At 71.7% G+C, this 17,017-nt stretch carries 14 protein-coding genes; 3 read left to right on the forward strand and 11 right to left on the reverse strand.

What is annotated here, in order from left to right:
* Positions 1-24: 24 nt before the first annotated feature.
* The 5 genes from AB0I79_RS30195 to AB0I79_RS30215 form a co-directional block, all read right to left on the reverse strand.
* Positions 25-546, reverse strand: coding sequence for a snapalysin family zinc-dependent metalloprotease (locus tag AB0I79_RS30195; RefSeq protein ID WP_357879801.1), 522 nt, complete (start codon positions 544-546; stop codon positions 25-27).
* Positions 547-642: 96 nt separating this feature from the next.
* Positions 643-1,839 carry a right-handed parallel beta-helix repeat-containing protein gene (locus AB0I79_RS30200; RefSeq protein WP_357879803.1) on the reverse strand — a complete coding sequence of 399 codons (1,197 nt, stop codon included), beginning with the start codon at positions 1,837-1,839 and terminating at the stop codon, positions 643-645.
* A gap of 298 nt (positions 1,840-2,137) precedes the next feature.
* Positions 2,138-2,683: a GtrA family protein gene (locus AB0I79_RS30205; protein WP_357879806.1), complete on the reverse strand. Its 546-nt coding sequence runs from the start codon at positions 2,681-2,683 to the stop codon at positions 2,138-2,140.
* 109 nt (positions 2,684-2,792) lie between these two features.
* Positions 2,793-3,635: a DUF402 domain-containing protein gene (locus AB0I79_RS30210; protein ID WP_357879809.1), complete on the reverse strand. Its 843-nt coding sequence runs from the start codon at positions 3,633-3,635 to the stop codon at positions 2,793-2,795.
* A 75-nt stretch (positions 3,636-3,710) separates the two neighbouring features.
* Entirely contained in the window at positions 3,711-6,176 is a 2,466-nt protein-coding gene (locus AB0I79_RS30215; RefSeq protein WP_357879812.1) for an NPCBM/NEW2 domain-containing protein, read from the reverse strand.
* 277 nt (positions 6,177-6,453) lie between these two features.
* Here AB0I79_RS30215 and AB0I79_RS30220 point away from each other — a divergent pair, with 277 nt between their 5' ends.
* Positions 6,454-6,864, forward strand: coding sequence for a hypothetical protein (locus tag AB0I79_RS30220; protein ID WP_357879815.1), 411 nt, complete (start codon positions 6,454-6,456; stop codon positions 6,862-6,864).
* A gap of 22 nt (positions 6,865-6,886) precedes the next feature.
* On the opposite strand, the gene AB0I79_RS30225 is transcribed toward AB0I79_RS30220, so the two are convergent.
* The 3 genes from AB0I79_RS30225 to AB0I79_RS30235 are packed head-to-tail and all read right to left on the reverse strand — an operon-like array spanning position 6,887 to position 12,266.
* Positions 6,887-8,335, reverse strand: a complete 1,449-nt coding sequence (locus AB0I79_RS30225; protein WP_357879818.1) for an SLC13 family permease — start codon at positions 8,333-8,335, stop codon at positions 6,887-6,889.
* A 26-nt stretch (positions 8,336-8,361) separates the two neighbouring features.
* The gene (locus AB0I79_RS30230) at positions 8,362-11,130 is read right to left on the reverse strand and encodes an FAD-linked oxidase C-terminal domain-containing protein (protein WP_357879821.1); all 2,769 of its coding nucleotides are present in this window, start codon (positions 11,128-11,130) and stop codon (positions 8,362-8,364) included.
* Positions 11,127-12,266, reverse strand: a complete 1,140-nt coding sequence (locus tag AB0I79_RS30235) for an aminotransferase class V-fold PLP-dependent enzyme (RefSeq protein WP_357879824.1) — start codon at positions 12,264-12,266, stop codon at positions 11,127-11,129. Before AB0I79_RS30235 ends, AB0I79_RS30230 begins: the two co-directional genes overlap by 4 nt.
* 88 nt (positions 12,267-12,354) lie before the next feature.
* On the opposite strand from AB0I79_RS30235, the gene AB0I79_RS30240 reads away from it, so the two are divergent.
* A complete protein-coding gene (locus AB0I79_RS30240) occupies positions 12,355-13,065 on the forward strand; it encodes an IclR family transcriptional regulator (protein ID WP_357879828.1) in 711 nt (236 codons plus the stop codon).
* Between the two features lie 96 nt (positions 13,066-13,161).
* On the opposite strand, the gene AB0I79_RS30245 is transcribed toward AB0I79_RS30240, so the two are convergent.
* The gene (locus tag AB0I79_RS30245) at positions 13,162-13,734 is read right to left on the reverse strand and encodes a hypothetical protein (RefSeq protein WP_357879831.1); all 573 of its coding nucleotides are present in this window, start codon (positions 13,732-13,734) and stop codon (positions 13,162-13,164) included.
* Positions 13,735-13,869: 135 nt separating this feature from the next.
* On the opposite strand from AB0I79_RS30245, the gene AB0I79_RS30250 reads away from it, so the two are divergent.
* Entirely contained in the window at positions 13,870-15,198 is a 1,329-nt protein-coding gene (locus AB0I79_RS30250; protein ID WP_357879834.1) for an MFS transporter, read from the forward strand.
* On the opposite strand, the gene AB0I79_RS30255 is transcribed toward AB0I79_RS30250, so the two are convergent.
* Both AB0I79_RS30255 and AB0I79_RS30260 read right to left on the reverse strand, forming a co-directional pair.
* On the reverse strand, positions 15,195-15,854 hold the full coding sequence (locus AB0I79_RS30255; protein WP_357879837.1) for a GntR family transcriptional regulator: 660 nt from the start codon (positions 15,852-15,854) through the stop codon (positions 15,195-15,197). The genes AB0I79_RS30250 and AB0I79_RS30255 overlap by 4 nt on opposite strands.
* Before the next feature lie 131 nt (positions 15,855-15,985).
* Positions 15,986-16,864: an alpha/beta hydrolase gene (locus AB0I79_RS30260; protein ID WP_357879840.1), complete on the reverse strand. Its 879-nt coding sequence runs from the start codon at positions 16,862-16,864 to the stop codon at positions 15,986-15,988.
* Positions 16,865-17,017 lie beyond the last annotated feature (153 nt).

Genomic DNA, 17,017 nt, shown 5'->3' on the forward strand with positions numbered 1-17,017 from the left:
CGCACCACCGGCCCGGCCGGTCCCTTACCGTTCCTCGTACAGCCGCCCGAACTCCACCAGCGGCGTGCCACCGGCGAAGTTCCGGTCCACCTCGGCTCGCTCGGCGGCGCTGGGCGTCGCGTTCGTGCAGCTCACGGGCGCGCTCGACCCCGACATCAGATCGGAGCAGCGCCCGGTGCGCCGGTCCGGCAGGCCGAGGATGTGCCCGATCTCGTGGGTGGCGATCCGCAGCGGGTAGTAGCCCTGGTTGACGGCCTGCCGGCCCATCCAGATCGTGCCCCGCCCGAGGCTGGTGGGCAGGGCCCGGGGCCAGCCGTTGTCGGCGTACACGACGAAGTGGGCGGGCGTGCCGCGGACGAGCCGGACGTTCACCACGTTGGAGTTCCAGACCTGGGCCGCCTGGTCGATCGTGGCGCTGAACTCGGCGGCCCGGCTGGCGTCGTACCTGAGCACCGTGACCAGGGCGGTGGCCTGAGCGGGCGCGGTGACGAGCAGGAACGCCAGGCTCAGGACGACGGAGAGCATGATGCGGAGAGGTCTTGACACGGGGCCTCCTCCAGGAGTTGGGGGTGTTGTGACGGTATGCGCACCCCCTGGTCCCGGAGACGTGGCAAATTGCCCCTATCGCCGTGATATGGCCACTCAGCAGATGGTCTGGCGGCTGTTGACCAGCGTGTTGTTCCTGAAGGTCGTGTTGACGCCGCACGGGTTCTCGGTGATGGCGGAGTTCGTCACCGTCAGGTTCTGGATGACGATGTCGGAGGTGTTGGGGAACTCCGAGCGGGCCGCGAGCCGGATGTCGCCGGGGCCCGTCACCGTGCCGCCCTGGGCGGCGATGTTCACGTTGTGGCAGTTCTCGATGAGGATGGCGTTGTTGCCGGTCTGCGCGATGTCCACCCGGTCGATGACCGCGCCGCCGCTCTCCGAGACGCAGAAGACGCCGCGCCCGCCGCCTCGCGCGATGACCTGGCCGACGCGGATGTTGGTGGGGTAGCCGCTGCCGATCCGGCCGTTCCTGTTGGCCATGCGGAAGGCGGCGTAGCCGGTGCCGGTGCCGGCGCCCTGGGCGTCGACCCTGGTCACCGTGGCGTTGATGGTGTCGTTCAGCAGCAGGCCGGAGTGGCCGGTGTTGCGCGCCGTGACGGTGCCGACGGTCAGGCCGTCCACGCCGTACGTCTCCACGCCGTGGGTGCTGGTGCCGGAGACGTAGACGTTGTCGATGCGCACGTTCCTGGTGCGTACGCTGCGGTCGCCGTGGTTGTCGACGCGGATGCCCAGGCCGCTGGACAGGCGCATGTCGATCTGGCCGAGCGTGACGTTGACGCCGTTGCGCACGAAGATGCCGTAGAGCGGGGCGCCGGTGACGTTCAGGTGCTGCACCTCGACGTCCGTCACGCCTCTGGCGTACACGACGGCCTGGTCGCCGGAGCCGGAACCGGTCACGTTCACGGTGCCGCAGACGTCCAGCACCGTGTAGCTCGGCAGGGAGAGCCGCGAGCCGGCGCTCATCGAGCCCGAGCCGCGGACCACGACCCGCTGCTTCGACGTGCGGCCGGCGGTGAGGCTGCCCACGGCGGCCTGCATGGCCGACAACATGCTGCTGCCGGTGTAGACGGTCCTGCTGCCGTTGCGCGCGGTCCAGGTGCTGCCGCTGAGCACCGCCTCCGCGTTGTACGAGCCGTCGCCGCACGCGAGCGCGGACGTCGCGGCGCTGCTCTGTGCCGTGGAGCCGCTCTGTGCCGTGGCGCCGGCCGGGGCGGACAGCGGGGCCGCCATGAGCGCCATCGCGGTGAGACCGGCCGCTAGGCCGAAGGTCCTGGGCTTGCTGCTGCTTCGCATGCTCCGCTCCTGGGGGTCGGGGATCCGGAGAGACTGAATCGATTCATCGCCCGTCACGCCTCTGAACTGGGCCGATACAGGGACGGTGAGGTGGATGCGGCGGCTGAACCGTGGGGAGTATTGCAACGTTCAAATCAGCAGTCAACAAGCCGTGAAACTTACATGACAACGCCCCTGACTCCGCCGGCCGCCCGGCCCCGGCCATCTGTTCGGCGGTCATCCGCAGGGCCGGACTGGTGGGGCGCGGCAGCGGCATGCAGCAGTCCAACCGCCGGAACGGCTTCTGGATCGGCTGCCGTCAAGCCGCCTCGTCCTTGGAATCGGGGACGGGAGCCAGCCGCACGCTGCCGGGGTGGGCCTTCTCGTCGGGGAAGACCCACTTCCGGAGCGCCCAGAAGCGGAAGACCATGGCGATCAGCGTGCCGATGATCTGCGCGCTCATGAAGTCGGCGATCTCCTGGGTCACCAGGCTCACCTCCGGGGTCTCCAGGCCGAACACGTACCGGGAGATCCACAGCGGCGCGGAGCTGAGCACCAGACCGACGCCACTGACCAGGAAGAACAGCGCCGCCTCGTGACGGCGCTCGCGGCCGCCCCTGGTCCGGAACGACCACTCGCGGTTCAGCACGTAGGACACGATCGTCGCCACGAGCACCGCGATGATCTTCGCGGTCACCGGCTTCGGTTCCAGAACGGTGAGCTTCAGCCCATAGAACACCGTGTTGTCCACCAAGAACGTGGTTCCACCCACCACCGCGAACTTCAGCAGTTCACGATGCTTGAGCGCGAGGGCGCGCAGCGGTTCCGGTATTCGCGCGAGTACCGCGTTTGCAATTCGGAGCACCCCCGATCTTCTCACCGGTCGAACACCTGGTGACAAGGTTCGGGGAAACGGCTCGGTCGCGAGCCGGCACCGTGGCGGTGTGTTCCATCCATGCAGCGGCGGCGGAGGTCTACGGGGCGCTGCCGGAAGGTAGGTCACGCAGGTGTCCGGTGGCCGCGTCCTCGGGCAAGGAGGGCACCGGCCAGGTCTCGTGTGGGAGCGGCGTCCAGTCGTGCGCGAACGGGCCCTGCCGGGTTTCGATCAGCCCGACGACCTCCTGGCGAGCCTCGGTCACGCGGCGATGCACCCGGTCGTCGATCAGCCCCAGCCGTCTGGCGTGCTCGTAGTCGTCCTCGTCCTTCCACCTGTAACCGGAGAGATCGGGGTCGGCGATCAGGTCCACCATGAGGTCGAAGGTGTCGATGCCCAGGGGAGTGCGTTGTTTCGGCAGGTCGAAGTCGACGTACCAGCACAGGGGGCGGTGCTCGGCGTCGAAGAACTGGCGGATCGTGAAGTAGGCGTCGAGGCCGTACCAACTGCGTACCGAGGTGCGCCGCCAGGCCCACCAGCCCAGCTCCCACGTGCCGGAGGCGAGCTCGCGGATCGGCCGGTCCCGGTCGTGGCCGCCGTTCGTGATGGTGTCGATCAACGTGGTGGAGACCAGGCCGCGCAGCCCCGGCCATCCGGCCACGACCAGGTAGTCCTCGGTGTCCTGGAGCACGCGGTACGGGACCGCCGTCCAGACCCTCCCCCGCCAGACGTGGCGGCGTACCGCCGTGCTGCCGGGGGCGAGGCGCGCGGCCCCGAGACGGGAGGCCATGTCCGCGAAGGACGGGTCGCCCGCCTGCTTCTTGAGCTCCCACAGCCGGCGGGCGAGGAGCGCGACGGGGCCGGAGTCCGGGCCGGGCCGGACGGGGCGGCGGCCGCGCCGCGCCGCCGTACCCCCGTCCTGCGATCCGGACGACTGCGTCACCTCTGCTCCGGTCGGCCGCGCCGTGCGGCCCCCTGCCGCACGGCGTCAAGACCCATGGAGGTTACCAAAGCCGCTTCATTCGGCCCTGATGTTGTCGATGAACACCTCGCCCCCGGTGTTGAGGAACACCCACACCGCGCGGATGTCGCTCCGGTCGAGGGTGACGCCGGCGGGGCAGCTGAGCTGGTCGAACCGCTCGGTGACGGTCTTGCTGGAGTGCGGGTTCGTCCAGGTCCACAGGCCGCCCTGGCACCACGAGAGCTCCTCGCCGACCTGGACGGCGATCTCGCCGACGGTGCCGACGTCCCCGGCCTTGAGGTCGAACTCGATCATCGTCGCGCCGGACAGGTCGAGCGGCGTGGCCAGCGGCCTGCCGAACCAGTTGCCGGCGACCGGGGTGGACACCTTGAGGCCGTTCGCGCCCTCGGTGTGGAAGAGGGATGACTGTGCCACGGTGCCGCCGTCGCCCGGATTGGCGATGGTGAAGCCCTCGGTGCCGGACTCGAAGGAGAACAGGGTCTGCGACTCCGGCAGGACCGGGCTGTCGTCCGCGACGTCGCCGCAGGTCAGTACGGGTGCCGCCCAGTCGGCGTGGGTGCCGGCCGTCGCGGACTCCGCCACCAGGCGCAGCCACGCCGCGCCGGTCAGGTCGGCGGTGAGGGTCTTCGGCGCCTCGCCGGCGGCGACCGGGCCGCTGGTGGCGGCGGTGGCGTCGTCGGCGTACACGGTGAACGTGGCGGGGCCGCCCGCCGCCTCGTCGTCGATGCCCACGTCGGTGACGAGCCGCGAGCACCGGCCGCCGAGGTAGTAGCGCAGCTCGCTGCCGGTCGTGGTGCCCAGGCCGCGGGTGTGGACCCGGCCGCCGATGGTGATGAGGTTGCCGTCGTTCTCCAGGGGCCCGCCGTTGCTCTGGTCGGCCTCCACGGGGCCGGTGGCGTTGACCGAGGTGACGGGGGAGATCGTGCTCAGGTGCCGCCGGCCGTCCTCGGGGGCGGTCACGACCACGGCGATGATCTGGCTGGAGGTGGCGGCGGAGCGTTGCCGGGGGCCCCACCTGTAGGAGGCGGTGACGTCGATCGGGTAGCGGCCCGCGGGAGTGCCCGCCGGGACGCCGACCCGCCAGGCGGTCTCCAGCGTGGCGTCCGTGGACAGCCGGGCGCGGCGCGCGGGGGCGGCCGGGGTGGCCGTCCAGCCCTCCGGCACGTCCGCCGCCACGGACAGGTCGCGGATCGTGCCGACACCGCGGTTGGTCACCGTCGTCGTCAGCGGGTCTCCGCCGGTGGGGCCGGGTACGAGGGTGCCGAGTTCGGCGCCGACCGCGACCGCCGGGGCCACGGTGGCGGGATCGCGCAGCGGCCGTACGCGGTAGACCACGGTGCCGTGCGCCGGCACCGCCGCCGAGATCGTGGAGCGAACCTGGGTCGTGGCGCCGGTCCAGACGTCCGTCAGCCGGTACGCCCCCGCGGGCCGCAACCCGGTCTCGCCCGTCGCGACGCTGACCGTGGCCAGCGTGTCGGTGGAGTTGTACAGGGCGATGGCCCGGTCGCCGTTCGCGAGGGGCTTGTCCAGCACCATGAGCCCGTTCTCGTCCGAGACGACCGCGCCCTGCACGCCGAGCCGGTCCTGGTCGATGGCGATCAGCTCTCTGTTGCCGAGGATCGACAGCGTCTCGGCGGAGGCCGTGCGCAGGTCGGTGCCGATGATCAGCGGGGCGGCCATCATGGCCCACATGCTCATGTGGGTGCGGTACTCGGTGGCCGTCATCCCGCCGTTGCCGATCTCCAGCATGTCGGGGTCGTTCCAGTGGCCGGGCCCGGCGTACGGGGCGAGCGGCGCGTTCTGCCGGATGATCGAGCGCAGGGCGGCCCAGTTGTCGCTGATGTCACCCGTCGTACGCCACAGGTGGCCGATGCCCTTCGCCCACGTCCACGGCTGCGAGGTGCCCCACTCGCAGATCGAGTAGACGATCGCCCGCCCGGTCTTGTCGAGCGCCTGGCGCATGGCGGTGTAGCGCCGGACGTAGTCCTCCTGCGACCCGTCCGACTGGTTGTTGCAGTTGTCGTACTTGAGGTAGTCGACGCCCCAGTCCGCCCAGGTCCGCGCGTCGAGCTCCTCGTGGCCGAGGCTGCCGGGGTAGCCGGCGCAGGTCTTGGTGCCGGCGTCGCCGTAGATGCCGAGCTTGAGCCCCTTGCCGTGGACGTAGTCGGCCACGCCCTCGATGCCGTTCGGGAACTTCGCCGGGTCCGGCACCAGCCTGCCGTCCGGGCCGCGCTCCCGCAGGGACCAGCAGTCGTCGATGTTGACGTACTGGTAGCCGGCGTCCTTGAGCCCGCTGGAGACGAGGACGTCGGCTGTCTCCTTGATCAGGGTCTCGTCGACGTCGCAGCCGAACGCGTTCCAGTTGTTGAAGCCCATGGGCGGCGTGGCCGCCAGCGCCGGGGGCGGGGGCGCCGCGTGGGCGGCGGGTGGGGTCAGGAACGACCAGACGAGCGCCAGGGATAAGACGAGGGCCGCGACGGGCCGTCCCCGATTCCGCATCATGCGCCTCCAGGGGTGACATGCGGTCAGCGACTGTGGACGCTATAGACGCGGGTGACAGGCGTCAATATGTGGATTAACTGGTTCATTAGGCACTTGCGGCGTTGTCGAACCATTTCGATGGGCATGAGCTGGGCGGATCGCCGTGGGTCACGGAACCGTAGAGCTATGAATCGGTTAAGCGGCGGGCCGCCGGCCCTCCTTCCTCGCGATAGGGGCGGCGGCCGGGCCGTTCGCGTTCTACGGTGAACGCAGGCAGGCGTTCGAGGGAGGGGCTCGCATGGACCGGATCGTTGTGGCGGCAGGCAAGGCCCTGGTGTCCGCCATGGCCACCGACGGCTGGCAGGCCGCGCGCGACAGCGCGGTGTCACTCTGGCGGCGGGCCCGCCCCGCGGAGGCCGAGGCCGTCGGGGCGGAGCTGGAGATCGTCCGCGGCCAGGTGCTGGAGGCCCGCGCGGACGGCGACGAGGACACCGAGCGGGCGCTGGCCGGGCCCTGGCAGCTCAGGCTGCAGGCGCTGCTGCGCGAGGACCCGGCGATGGCCGTGGAGATCCAGCGGGTGCTGGACGAGGTGCTGCGGCCGGCCCCGGCCGGGCAGGCCCGCGTCGGCTCCATCGTGATGGAGGCGAAGGCCGGCGGCCAGAGCCGGATCTACCAGGCGGGCCAGGACATGCACATCAACGAGCGGTGACGTCGCTCCGGTCCGGCGTGAGCTAGCCGAGCCAGCCGGGGACGACCAGGACGGCCCAGGCCGCCAGCGGGCCCACCAGGACGATCACGCCGCCGTAGGCCAGCAGCCTGCGGTAGAAGTCGTCACGCTGCATGCCCCTGACGTTGGCCACCAGCAGCGCCCCCGTCGTCGAGAACGGGCTGACGTCCACGATTGCCGACGACACCGACAGTGCCGCGATCATCGCGATCGGGCCCAGCGTGCCCTGCGACAGCAGCGGCACGGCGAGCGGCACCAGCGCGCCCAGGATGCCCACGGTCGAGGCGAAGGCCGACACCACGCCGCCCACGTAGCAGATGAGCAGCGCCACCAACAGCGGGATGCCGATCGCGGCCACCGCCGAGCCGACGTGGTCCACGGTGCCGATCTCCTGCAGGACGCCCACGTACGTGACGACGCCGCAGATCAGCAGCACGGTCGGCCAGGCCACCTTCTCCACGGCGCCCTTGTTGGACCTGGGCGAGGTGAGCATGAGGACGACGGCCACGGTGACGGCGGTCAGGCCGACGTCCAGCTTGAGGGCCAGGACGGCCAGGCAGAGCGCGAGGATGCCGGTCAGCGTGAGGGCCTGGTGCGGGGTGAGCCGCAGGCTGCCGCCGGTCGCGGTGCCGGAGGGCGCCTCCGTCGCGACCTCGCTCCCGCCACCGGTCGCGGTCGCGGTGCTGCCTCGTGCGGCGGTCGCGGTCGCGGCGGGGGCCGGGGTGGGCGCGGGCGCGGGCTCTTCGGATGGCGTGCCGCCGCCGCCGGCGCTTTCCCCGGTCCTGCCGTTGCCGGTCGTGGCGGTGCCGGGGGTGCCGTCGGGCGCGGCCGGGCTCAGGGCGTCGCGGCCCACGAGGTGACGGCCGCCGAAGACGAAGAAGACGGCCACGGCCGCGGCGGCGTTGAAGGCGAAGCTCGACAGGAACAGCACCAGGTTGTTCCCGGGCAGGTTCGCCTCGCGGGTGACGCCGTTCACGATGCCGCCCAGCACGCTGATCGGCGAGAACGCGCCCGCCTGCGTCCCGTGCGCCACCATGAGCCCGATCAGCATCGGATGGATCCGGTAGTCGGCCGCGAACCCGAACGCGATCGGCGCCAGGATCGCCGCCACGGCCGGCGCGGGCGCGCCCACGGCCGTCAGCAGCGCCGAGATGACGAAGACGACCAGCGGGATCGCCGCCAGCCGCCCCCGTACGAGATGCACCGCGGCACGCACGAGCCAGTCCACGGTCCCGTTGTTGGTGGCGATCGCGAACAGCAGCGTCACCCCGACCAGGATCACGAACAGGCTGCCGGGGAACGCGTCCAGGATGGCGTCGGTCTCCATGCCGGCGGCCAGCGTGCCGACCAGGAAGGCGCCGACGAGGGCCAGCGCTCCGAGGTTCACGGGGAAGATCGTGGCCACGACGAACATGGCGATGAGGGCGAGAATGGACAGGAGCTCTGCGGACACTGCGTACTCCGATCTCCCCCGAGGCGTTATGGCAGGCCGGCCGCCCAGTGGATGAGCTCGACCGGATGGCGGGCGGCGCGTCCCGCCCCGTGTGCGATCTGCTGGCGGCAGGAGACCCCCGTGGCCGCGAGCAGCGTGTCGGGTGAGGATGCGGCGATCGCCGGGAAGAGCCGGAGCGCGCCGATCTTCATGGACAGGTCGTAGTGCTCGGCCTCGAAGCCGAACGATCCGGCCATGCCGCAGCAGCCGGCGTCGAGCTCCGTCACCTCCGCTCCCGGGATCCTGGACAGCAGCGCGCGTGTGGCGGCGGTACCGGTGACGGCCTTCTCGTGGCAGTGGCCGTGCAGGAGGATCCGCCGCCCGCGCAGTGCGTCACCCAGCGCCAGCGAGCCGTCGTCGACGGCCTCGGCGAGCAGCTCGGGGACGAGCCGGGCGCGGGCCGCCACGGCCGCCACGCGCGGGTCGCCGGGGAGCAGCGCGGCGTACTCGTCCTTGAGCGTCAGCAGGCAGGACGGCTCCAGGCCGACGATCGGCGCGTCGGAGCCGGACAGCCGGGCGACGAGGTCCCCGGCCATCGCCCGCGCCCGGTCGAGCAGGCCCTTGGAGATGCTGGAGCGGCCGCAGCAGCCCTCGGCGGCCAGGCGCACCCGGTAGCCGGCGCGCTCCAGCAGCTCGACGGCGGCGCGCCCGATCGCCGGCTCGCTGAAGGTGGTGAACGAGTCCGCCAGCAGGATCACCTCCCGGCCGCTCTCCTTGGGCGGCCTGCGCGCGAACCAGCGCAGCAGGTTGTCGCGGTGGAAGCGCGGCAGCGGGCGGCGCCGGCTCAGGCCGAGCGGGCCGCGGGCGGCGCCGGCCAGCCAGTTCGACAGCGGCGCGGTGGCCGAGCCGAGCCGGTTGAGCGTCCTGATCGCCCCGAACGCCCGCGCCCGCAGCGGCACGCCGTGGAGCTGCTGGTACTGGTGGAGGAACTCGCTCTTCATCGCCGCCATGTCGACCCCGAGCGGGCACTCCGACTGGCACGCCTTGCACTCCAGGCAGAGGTCCAGGATCCCGTGCAGCCGCTCGTCGCCCATCGCCTGCCGCGGGTCCGGTGACGACAGCGCCTTGACCAGGGCGTTGGCCCGGCCGCGGGTGGAGTGCTCCTCCTCGCGGGTGGCCATGTACGACGGGCACATGACACCGGTGTCGTCCTTGCGGCACACGCCGACGTTCATGCACCGGTCGGCGGCCCCGTGCATGCCACCAGCCCCGAACGACAGAGTCGTGGCCAGCGGGCGCGGCACGGGCATGGCCGGGTCGCGCAGGTGCTCGGTCATCGGCGGGGCGTCCACGATCTTGCCGGGGTTCAGCCGGCCGTGCGGGTCGAAGACGTGCTTGACCCGCCGCATCGCCTCGTAGATCGCCTCGCCGAACAGGTGCCGGTTGAACTCGGAGCGGGCCAGGCCGTCGCCGTGCTCGCTGGAGTTCACCCCGCCGTGCCGGGCGGCCAGGTCGGCGATCTCCTCGGCCACCGCCCGCATCGTGCCGATCCCGCCGGGCTGCCGCAGGTCCACGAACGGGCGCACGTGCAGGCAGCCGACCGAGCAGTGGCCGTAGAAGCCGGCCCGCAGCCCGTGACGGTCGAGGATCCGCGTGAACTCCTCGACGTACGGCAGCAGCCGGTCCGGCGGCACGGCCGTGTCCTCGACGAACGCGAGCGGCCTGCGGCTGCCCACGCTGGAGGCCATCAGCAGGCCGAGCCCGGCCTTGCGCACCTTCAGCACGGCCGCCTGCTGCTGCGCGGTGACGGCGCGGAGCGTGTGGTAGCCGTGGCCGTTGGACTTCCACGTCGCGGCCAGCTTGTCCACCCGGTCGGCCACCTCGGCCGGAGTGTCGCCGAAGAACTCCACGAACAGCAGCGCCTCCGGGTCGCCCGCCAGGATGTCGCCGAGCCCGGCGTAGTCCACGCGCTGCCTGGACAGCTCCAGGATGGCCTTGTCGAGCAGCTCGACCGAGGCGGCGTCGAAGGCGAGGGCGTCGGCGGTGGCGGCGATGGCGGCCGGGGTGGAGGTGAAGTGGCCGACGGCGATGGCCTTGGCCTTCGGCAGGTCGACCAGCCCGACCGTGGCCTCGGTGACCACGGCCAGCGTGCCTTCTGAGCCGACGATCAGCTTGGTGAGATCTCCCCGCGCGGCGGCGTCGAGGCGGTAGCCGCCCGAGTGGCGCCAGAAGCGGGGGAAGCCCGACAGGTCCAGCCCGTCCAGTATGTCGGTGACCGCCGCGTTAAGCCGGGGGTCGGTGGCCAGGTCGGGCGTGGTGGCGTCGGCCAGCACCACGCGCAGCGCCTGGACGTGGTCGATCGTGGAGCCGTACAGGATGGAGTGGCTGCCGGCCGAGTTGTTGCCGATCATGCCGCCGATCGTGGCCCGGTTGCTGGTGGAGGTGTCGGGCCCGAACATCAGCCCGTGCTTGCGGGCCGCCCGGTTGAGCTGGTCCTGCACGACGCCGGGCTGCACCCGGGCGGTCCTGCCGTCGAGCTCCAGGATGCGGTTCATGTGCCGCGAGAAGTCCACGACGACGGCCGCGCCCACGGTCTGGCCGGCCAGGCTGGTGCCCGCCCCGCGCGGCAGCACCGGCACGCCCAGCTCGCCGCAGGCCAGCACCAGGGCCTGGACGTCCTCCGCGTGCCGGGGGAAGGCGACGGCGAGCGGCTCGATGGCGTACATGCTGGCGTCGGAGGAGTACAGGTGCCTGGTGTAGGGGTCGTCCCGGACGTCGCCGGCGATCAGCGGGGCCAGCGTGCGGGCCAGGCTCACCGCGCTCCCTCCAGGTAGGCCAGCGCCGCCCGCGTCCCGCCCTCCTTGATCGGCACCCCGGCCGCCGACAGCCCCATCTCGACGCCGCTCAGCGTGCCCGCGAGCATCAGATCGTTGAAATGGCCGAGATGCCCGATGCGGAAGACCCTGCCCGCGAGCCGCCCGAGTCCGGTGCCGAGCGACATGTCGTACCGCTCCAGGATCAGCCGCCTGACCGCGTCGGCGTCGTGCCCGTCCGGCATCAGCACGGCGGTCAGCGAGCTAGAGTGCTCCCGCTCGTCGGCGCAGAGCACCTCCAGCCCCCAGCCGCGCACGGCCCGCCTGGTCGCCTCGGCGTGCCGGTCGTGCCGGGCGAAGACCGCGTCCAGGCCCTCCTCCTCCAGCATGATCAGCGCCTCGCGCAGGCCGTACATGAGGTTGGTGGGCGGCGTGTAGGGGAAGAAGCCCTGCCGGTTGGCCGCGATGATCGGCTCCCAGTCCCAGTACGACCGTGGCAGCCGCCCCCGGTGGGCCAGGGCCTTCGCGCTGACCGCGTTGAACCCCATGCCGGGCGGCAGCATCAGCCCCTTCTGCGAGCACCCGACGGTGACGTCCACGCCCCACTCGTCGTGGCGGTGGTCCATCGAGCCCAGCGACGAGATCGTGTCCACCAGCAGCAGAGCCGGATGCCCGGCCCGGTCGAGGGCCGCGCGGATCTCCGGGACGCGGCTGCGCACGCCGGTCGAGGTCTCGTTGTGCACCACCATGACGGCGGCGACGTCAGGGGTGAGACGGCCGGCCAGCGCGTCCGGGTCGGCGCCGTGCCGCCAGTCGCCCGGCACGACGTCCACGACCAGCCCCAGCCTGGCTGCCAGCTCGCACCACAGCGAGGAGAAGTGCCCGGTCTCGAACGCCACCACCTTGTCACCCGGCGACAGCGTGTTGACCAGCGCCGCCTCCCACGCGCCCGTGCCCGACGACGGGTAGACGACGACGGGCCCGGCGGTCCTGAACACCGTCTTCAGCCGTTCGAGCAGCTCCAGGGCGAGCCGGGCGAACGCGGGCCCCCGGTGGTCGATCGTGGGCTGGGCGATGGCCCGCAGCACCCGATCGGGAACGTTCGTCGGCCCGGGAATCTGCAAGAAGTGCCGGCCCACCGTCTGACCACCTCCGTGCCATCACACGGCACGGCGTGCCGCTGTGCGGTTCATTAACATTAAGATCGGTCCACAGGGGAGTCAATGCATGCAGAACGTGATCAACGCCCTCCGCGTGCTCGAAGAGGTCGCCGACCGGCAGCCCATCGGCGTGGGCGAGCTGGCACGCGGGCTCGGCCTGCCCAAGAGCACCGTGCAGCGGTCGCTGAGGACACTGCACGAGGCCGGGTGGATCAGGCCGGCCGGGGGCGAGGTCACGCGCTGGCAGGTCACCAGCAAGGCCCTTCAGGTGGCCCGCCGCACCGAGCTGGGGCTGCGTGACGCGGCCGTGCCGGTCATGGAGGAGCTGCGCCAGCGCACCGGCGAGACCATCCACCTGATGGTGCCCGAGGGCGACGCGGTCGTGCTGATCGAGCGGCTGGAGACCGACAAGCCGCTGCGCATCGTGCTGCCGCTGGGCATCCGGCTGCCGCTGCACGCCTCCGCCAACGGCAAGGCCGTGCTGGCCCACCTCGGCCGATCGCCGGACGAGCTGCCCGGCTACACCGGCACCACGATCACCGACCCGCACGCGCTCCGTGCCGAGCTGGACGCCGTGCTGCGGCGCGGGTACGCCGACAACCGCGGCGAATGGCGTGCCGACATCGCCGCCGTCGCCGCCGCGGTCCTCGGCCCCGGCGGCCCGATCGCCGGCCTCAGCGTCTCCGTCCCGGCCAGCCGCATGACGGAGGAGCTGCGCGCGGAGTACGGCAAGCTCGTCACCCAGGCCGCCAGGACGCTGGCCGGGATGCTGCACTGAGGCGTTCCGGCCCGGCAGGGAACCGCGGCGGCCGTCGGGGCGAGGGCCGGCCCGGCAGGAAGCCGTGGCGGCCGTCGGGGCGAGGGCCGGCGCAGCTCAACCCGTGGTCGTGGCAGTCGGGCCCGGCGATCCGGTGCCCTGGTTCGTCACCTCGGGTGGCGGCGGCGAGGTGACCGGCGGCGCGGACGCCGGCGGGCCCGCCGGCGCCGACGGCAGGTTGGAGAAGTGCCCGGTCCGCGTCATGACCGGCACCATCAGGCGCACCGGCTTGGCCTCGCGGAAGGTGAACGTCATCGGCACCACGTTGCCGCGCACCCCGGTGGCCATGCCGATGGGCTTGTTGCCGGTGCCCACGGCCTGGTCGGGCGGCAGCGCGAGGGGCTGGCCGGCGAGCTGCACGGTGCCGCCGCCCTCCATGGTGATCTTCTCGAGCTGGTCCGGCTTCTGGGCGTCGTTGACGATCACCCCGAAGAGCGCCTGCTGAGGCGGGTGCGAGGCCGAGTCGGTGCCGCCCAGGAGGAAGACGTTGCGCAGGCTCAGGCTGTCTCCCCCGTTGGCGTTGGCCCCGTCGTTCTGCGGAACCCTGTTGGCCTCGTCGAAGCCGGCGACCATGCAGCCGCTGACTGCCAGAGCGACGACCGCCAAGGCGGCGGCGATGGGACGCGTCACGATGCCCTCCTCCCGGACCGTAGTCGTTCAAATACCCCCGAACACCGCCCCGAACCAGCGCTTGCAGCCTGGTGACCATCGATGATGCATCATGTACCGTCACCGTTGACGCGTGACCTACCCCAGGAGTGGTAGATGGTTGAGCAAGGACTCGACGCGACAGATCAGCAGAAACGACGGCAACTGGTCCGCGCGGTGGTCGCCTCCGCCGTGGGCACCTCGATCGAGTGGTACGACTTCTTCCTCTACGGCTTCGCCGCCAGCACCATCTTCGCGGAGCTGTTCTTCCCCACCAGCGATCAGACGACGGGCCTCCTGCTCGCCCTCGGCACCTACTTCGGCGGCTTCGCCGCCCGCCCCATCGGCGCGGCGATCTTCGGCCACTACGGTGACCGCATCGGCCGCAAGGCCACCCTCATCATCACCCTCATGACCATGGGCATCGCCACCGCCCTCGTCGGCCTGGTGCCCACCTACGAGCAGATCGGCATCTGGGGCGGCATCCTGCTCACGCTCCTGCGCCTGCTGCAGGGCATCAGCGTCGGCGGCGAGTGGGGTGGGTCGGTGCTGCTGGCCACCGAGTGGGGCAAGTCGCGCGGCGGGCGGCGCGGCTTCCTCGGGAGCTGGCCGCAGTTCGGCGTGCCCGTCGGGCTCGTGCTCGGCTACCTGGCCCTGCAGGTGTTCGAGCCGCTGGACCCGTACTGGGGCTGGCGCATCCCGTTCCTGCTCAGCGTCGTGATGGCGGCCATCGGCCTGTACATCAGGCTCGGCATCCTGGAGACGCCGGTCTTCGCCAAGGTCGTCGCGGAGAACAAGGTGGAGCGGGTGCCCGTCCGGCAGGTCCTCGTCATGAACTGGCGGGAGATCGTGCTCAGCGCGCTGCTCCGCACCGGGCAGCAGGCGCCGTTCTACATCTTCACGGTCTTCATCCTCACCTACGCCACCAGGACGCTGGGCTTCGCGGCGAGCGACGTCTACACGTACGTGATCGTGGCCGGGATCGTGTCGCTGTTCACGGTGCCGTTCTGGGGTTTCATCTCCGACCTGGTGGGGCGCAGGCGGCTCTACATGGTGGGCGCCCTGGCCATGCTGGCCTGGTCGTTCGTCTACTGGCCGCTGCTGGACACCCGCGTGCCCGCGCTGGTCTTCCTGGCCATCGTGCTGGCCGCCCCCATCCACGACATCCAGTACGGCCCGCAGGCCACGTTCATCGCCGAGAGCTTCACCGGGCGGCTGCGCTACAGCGGCGCCTCGCTCGGCTACCAGCTCGCCTCGGTCACGGCGGGCGGGCCGGCGCCGCTCATCGCGGTCTGGCTGTACGCGACGTACCAGAGCTCCATGGCCATCGCGATCTACATGGCGATCTGCGCCGCGATCAGCGTCGTGGCGGCGTACCTGCTGAAGGACCGCTCGCAGCAGGACTACGCAGTCGAGTACGACGAACCGCAGGCCAAGGCCGGTTAGGCGAGCCGTTCGAGGGCGGCCATGGTCGCGTCGAGGTGGCGCAGCACGATCTCCACCGCCTCCTCGGCGCGCCGCCGCCTGAAGGCCGTCACCAGCTCGCGATGATCGCGGTCGGCCTCGGCCCGGCGCGCCCGCTCCTGCCCGCGCAGGGACAGGCCCACGTAGACGGCGGCGCCGTCGCGCAGGCCCTTGAGTATCGCGCACAGCCGGGGCGAGCCGGCCGCGTCGCCGAAGACGGCGTGGAAGCGGCGGTTGAGCTCGACCCACTCGCCCGGGTCGAGCTCGTCGCGCATCTGCCGCCGCACCCCCTCGGCCCGGTCGATCTCGTCGTCGGTGATACGTTCCACGGCCTTCCGGATCGAGACGGGCTCCAGCATGCGGCGCAGCTCGTGGATCTCCCTGACCTCGGACAGGTCGAACTCGCGCAACATCGCGCCCTTGTGGGCGTCGATCCTGATCAGCCCCTCGCCCGCCAGGTCGCGCAGGGCCTCGCGGACGGGCGTGATGCTCACCTTGAGCTGGGCGGCGATGTCGGCCTGGACGAGCCGGTAGCCGAGGGGCAGGTCGCCGCCGAGGATCGCCCGCCGGAGCGTTTCGTAGACGAAGGCGTGCGCGGTGCGCGCGGGCGGGCCGGGCTTGAGCACGACGGTCGTCACGATTGCCACTATATGGCGCGCTCCACCGCCGTGATCGGACGGCATCCGGCAGGGTCACAGCACCCCCGAAGGGCCGAAGCCGTCACCCTCGGCTCACCCTCGGCTTCCCCTGCTCACCCGGCTTCCCCTGCTCACCTGGCGAGCAGGTCCCGCAGCGCCTTCACCACCTCCGCCGGAGCCTCCTCGGCCATGAAGTGCCCGCAGGTCACCGTCCGGTGCTCCAGATCCTCGGCCCAGGCCCGCCACCTCCCGGCGGCGTCGAACCCGAGCGCCGAGCCCCAGTCCTGCTGCAGCACCGTCACCGGCATGGTGAGCTTGTTGCCCGCCTGCCGATCGGCCTCGTCGTGCTCGACGTCGATCGTCGCCGTCGCCCGGTAGTCGGCCACGATCGACGGGACGGCCTCGCGGGACGCCTTCAGGTACGCGGCCCGCACGTCGGCCGGGATCGCGTTCGGGTCGTTGGCCCAGAGGTCGAGGAAGTACCCGAAGAACGCGTCCGCGGCCCCGCTGATCATGGCTTCCGGCAGGCCGGGCGGCTGGGCCATCAGGTACAGGTGGAACCCGACGGCGGCCGAGCGGCCCTGCATCACCTCCCAGGAGTCCAGCGTCGGCAGCACGTCCAGGGAGGCCAGGTGCGTGATGACGTCCGGGTGGTCGAGCCCCGCCCTGACGGCGACCAGCGCGCCCCGGTCGTGCCCGGCCAGCGCGAAGCGGTCGTGCCCCAGCGCCCTGGCCAGGGCGACCACGTCGGCGGCCATCGTGCGCTTGGAGTACGTCAGGCCGTCGGGGTCGGCAGGCTTGTCGCTGTCGCCGTAACCGCGCAGGTCCGGGCAGATGACGGTGTGGTCGGCGGCCAGGTCGGCGGCGACGTGCCGCCACATGAGGTGGGTCTGCGGGAAGCCGTGCAGCAGCACGACGGGGCTGCCCGAGCCGCCCACGGCGACGTTGAGCGCCACGCCGTCGGCCACGGTGACGCGGCGCTGGGTGAATCCGGTGATCTGCGGTGTCATGTTCTCGGCTCTCCTGCCGTTCTTGTCGATCGCTGGTACCGCCACCCACCGGCGCGCCGGCGGGTGCCACCTCAATCTGCCGCCCGCCGATCAGCACCTGGTCAGCGACTGCTCAGCCGCCTGACCAGGCAACACGTGCGGGCGGATAGGTTG

It is taken from the genome of Nonomuraea sp. NPDC050202, assembly GCF_040656115.1.
Lineage (GTDB): Bacteria > Actinomycetota > Actinomycetes > Streptosporangiales > Streptosporangiaceae > Nonomuraea.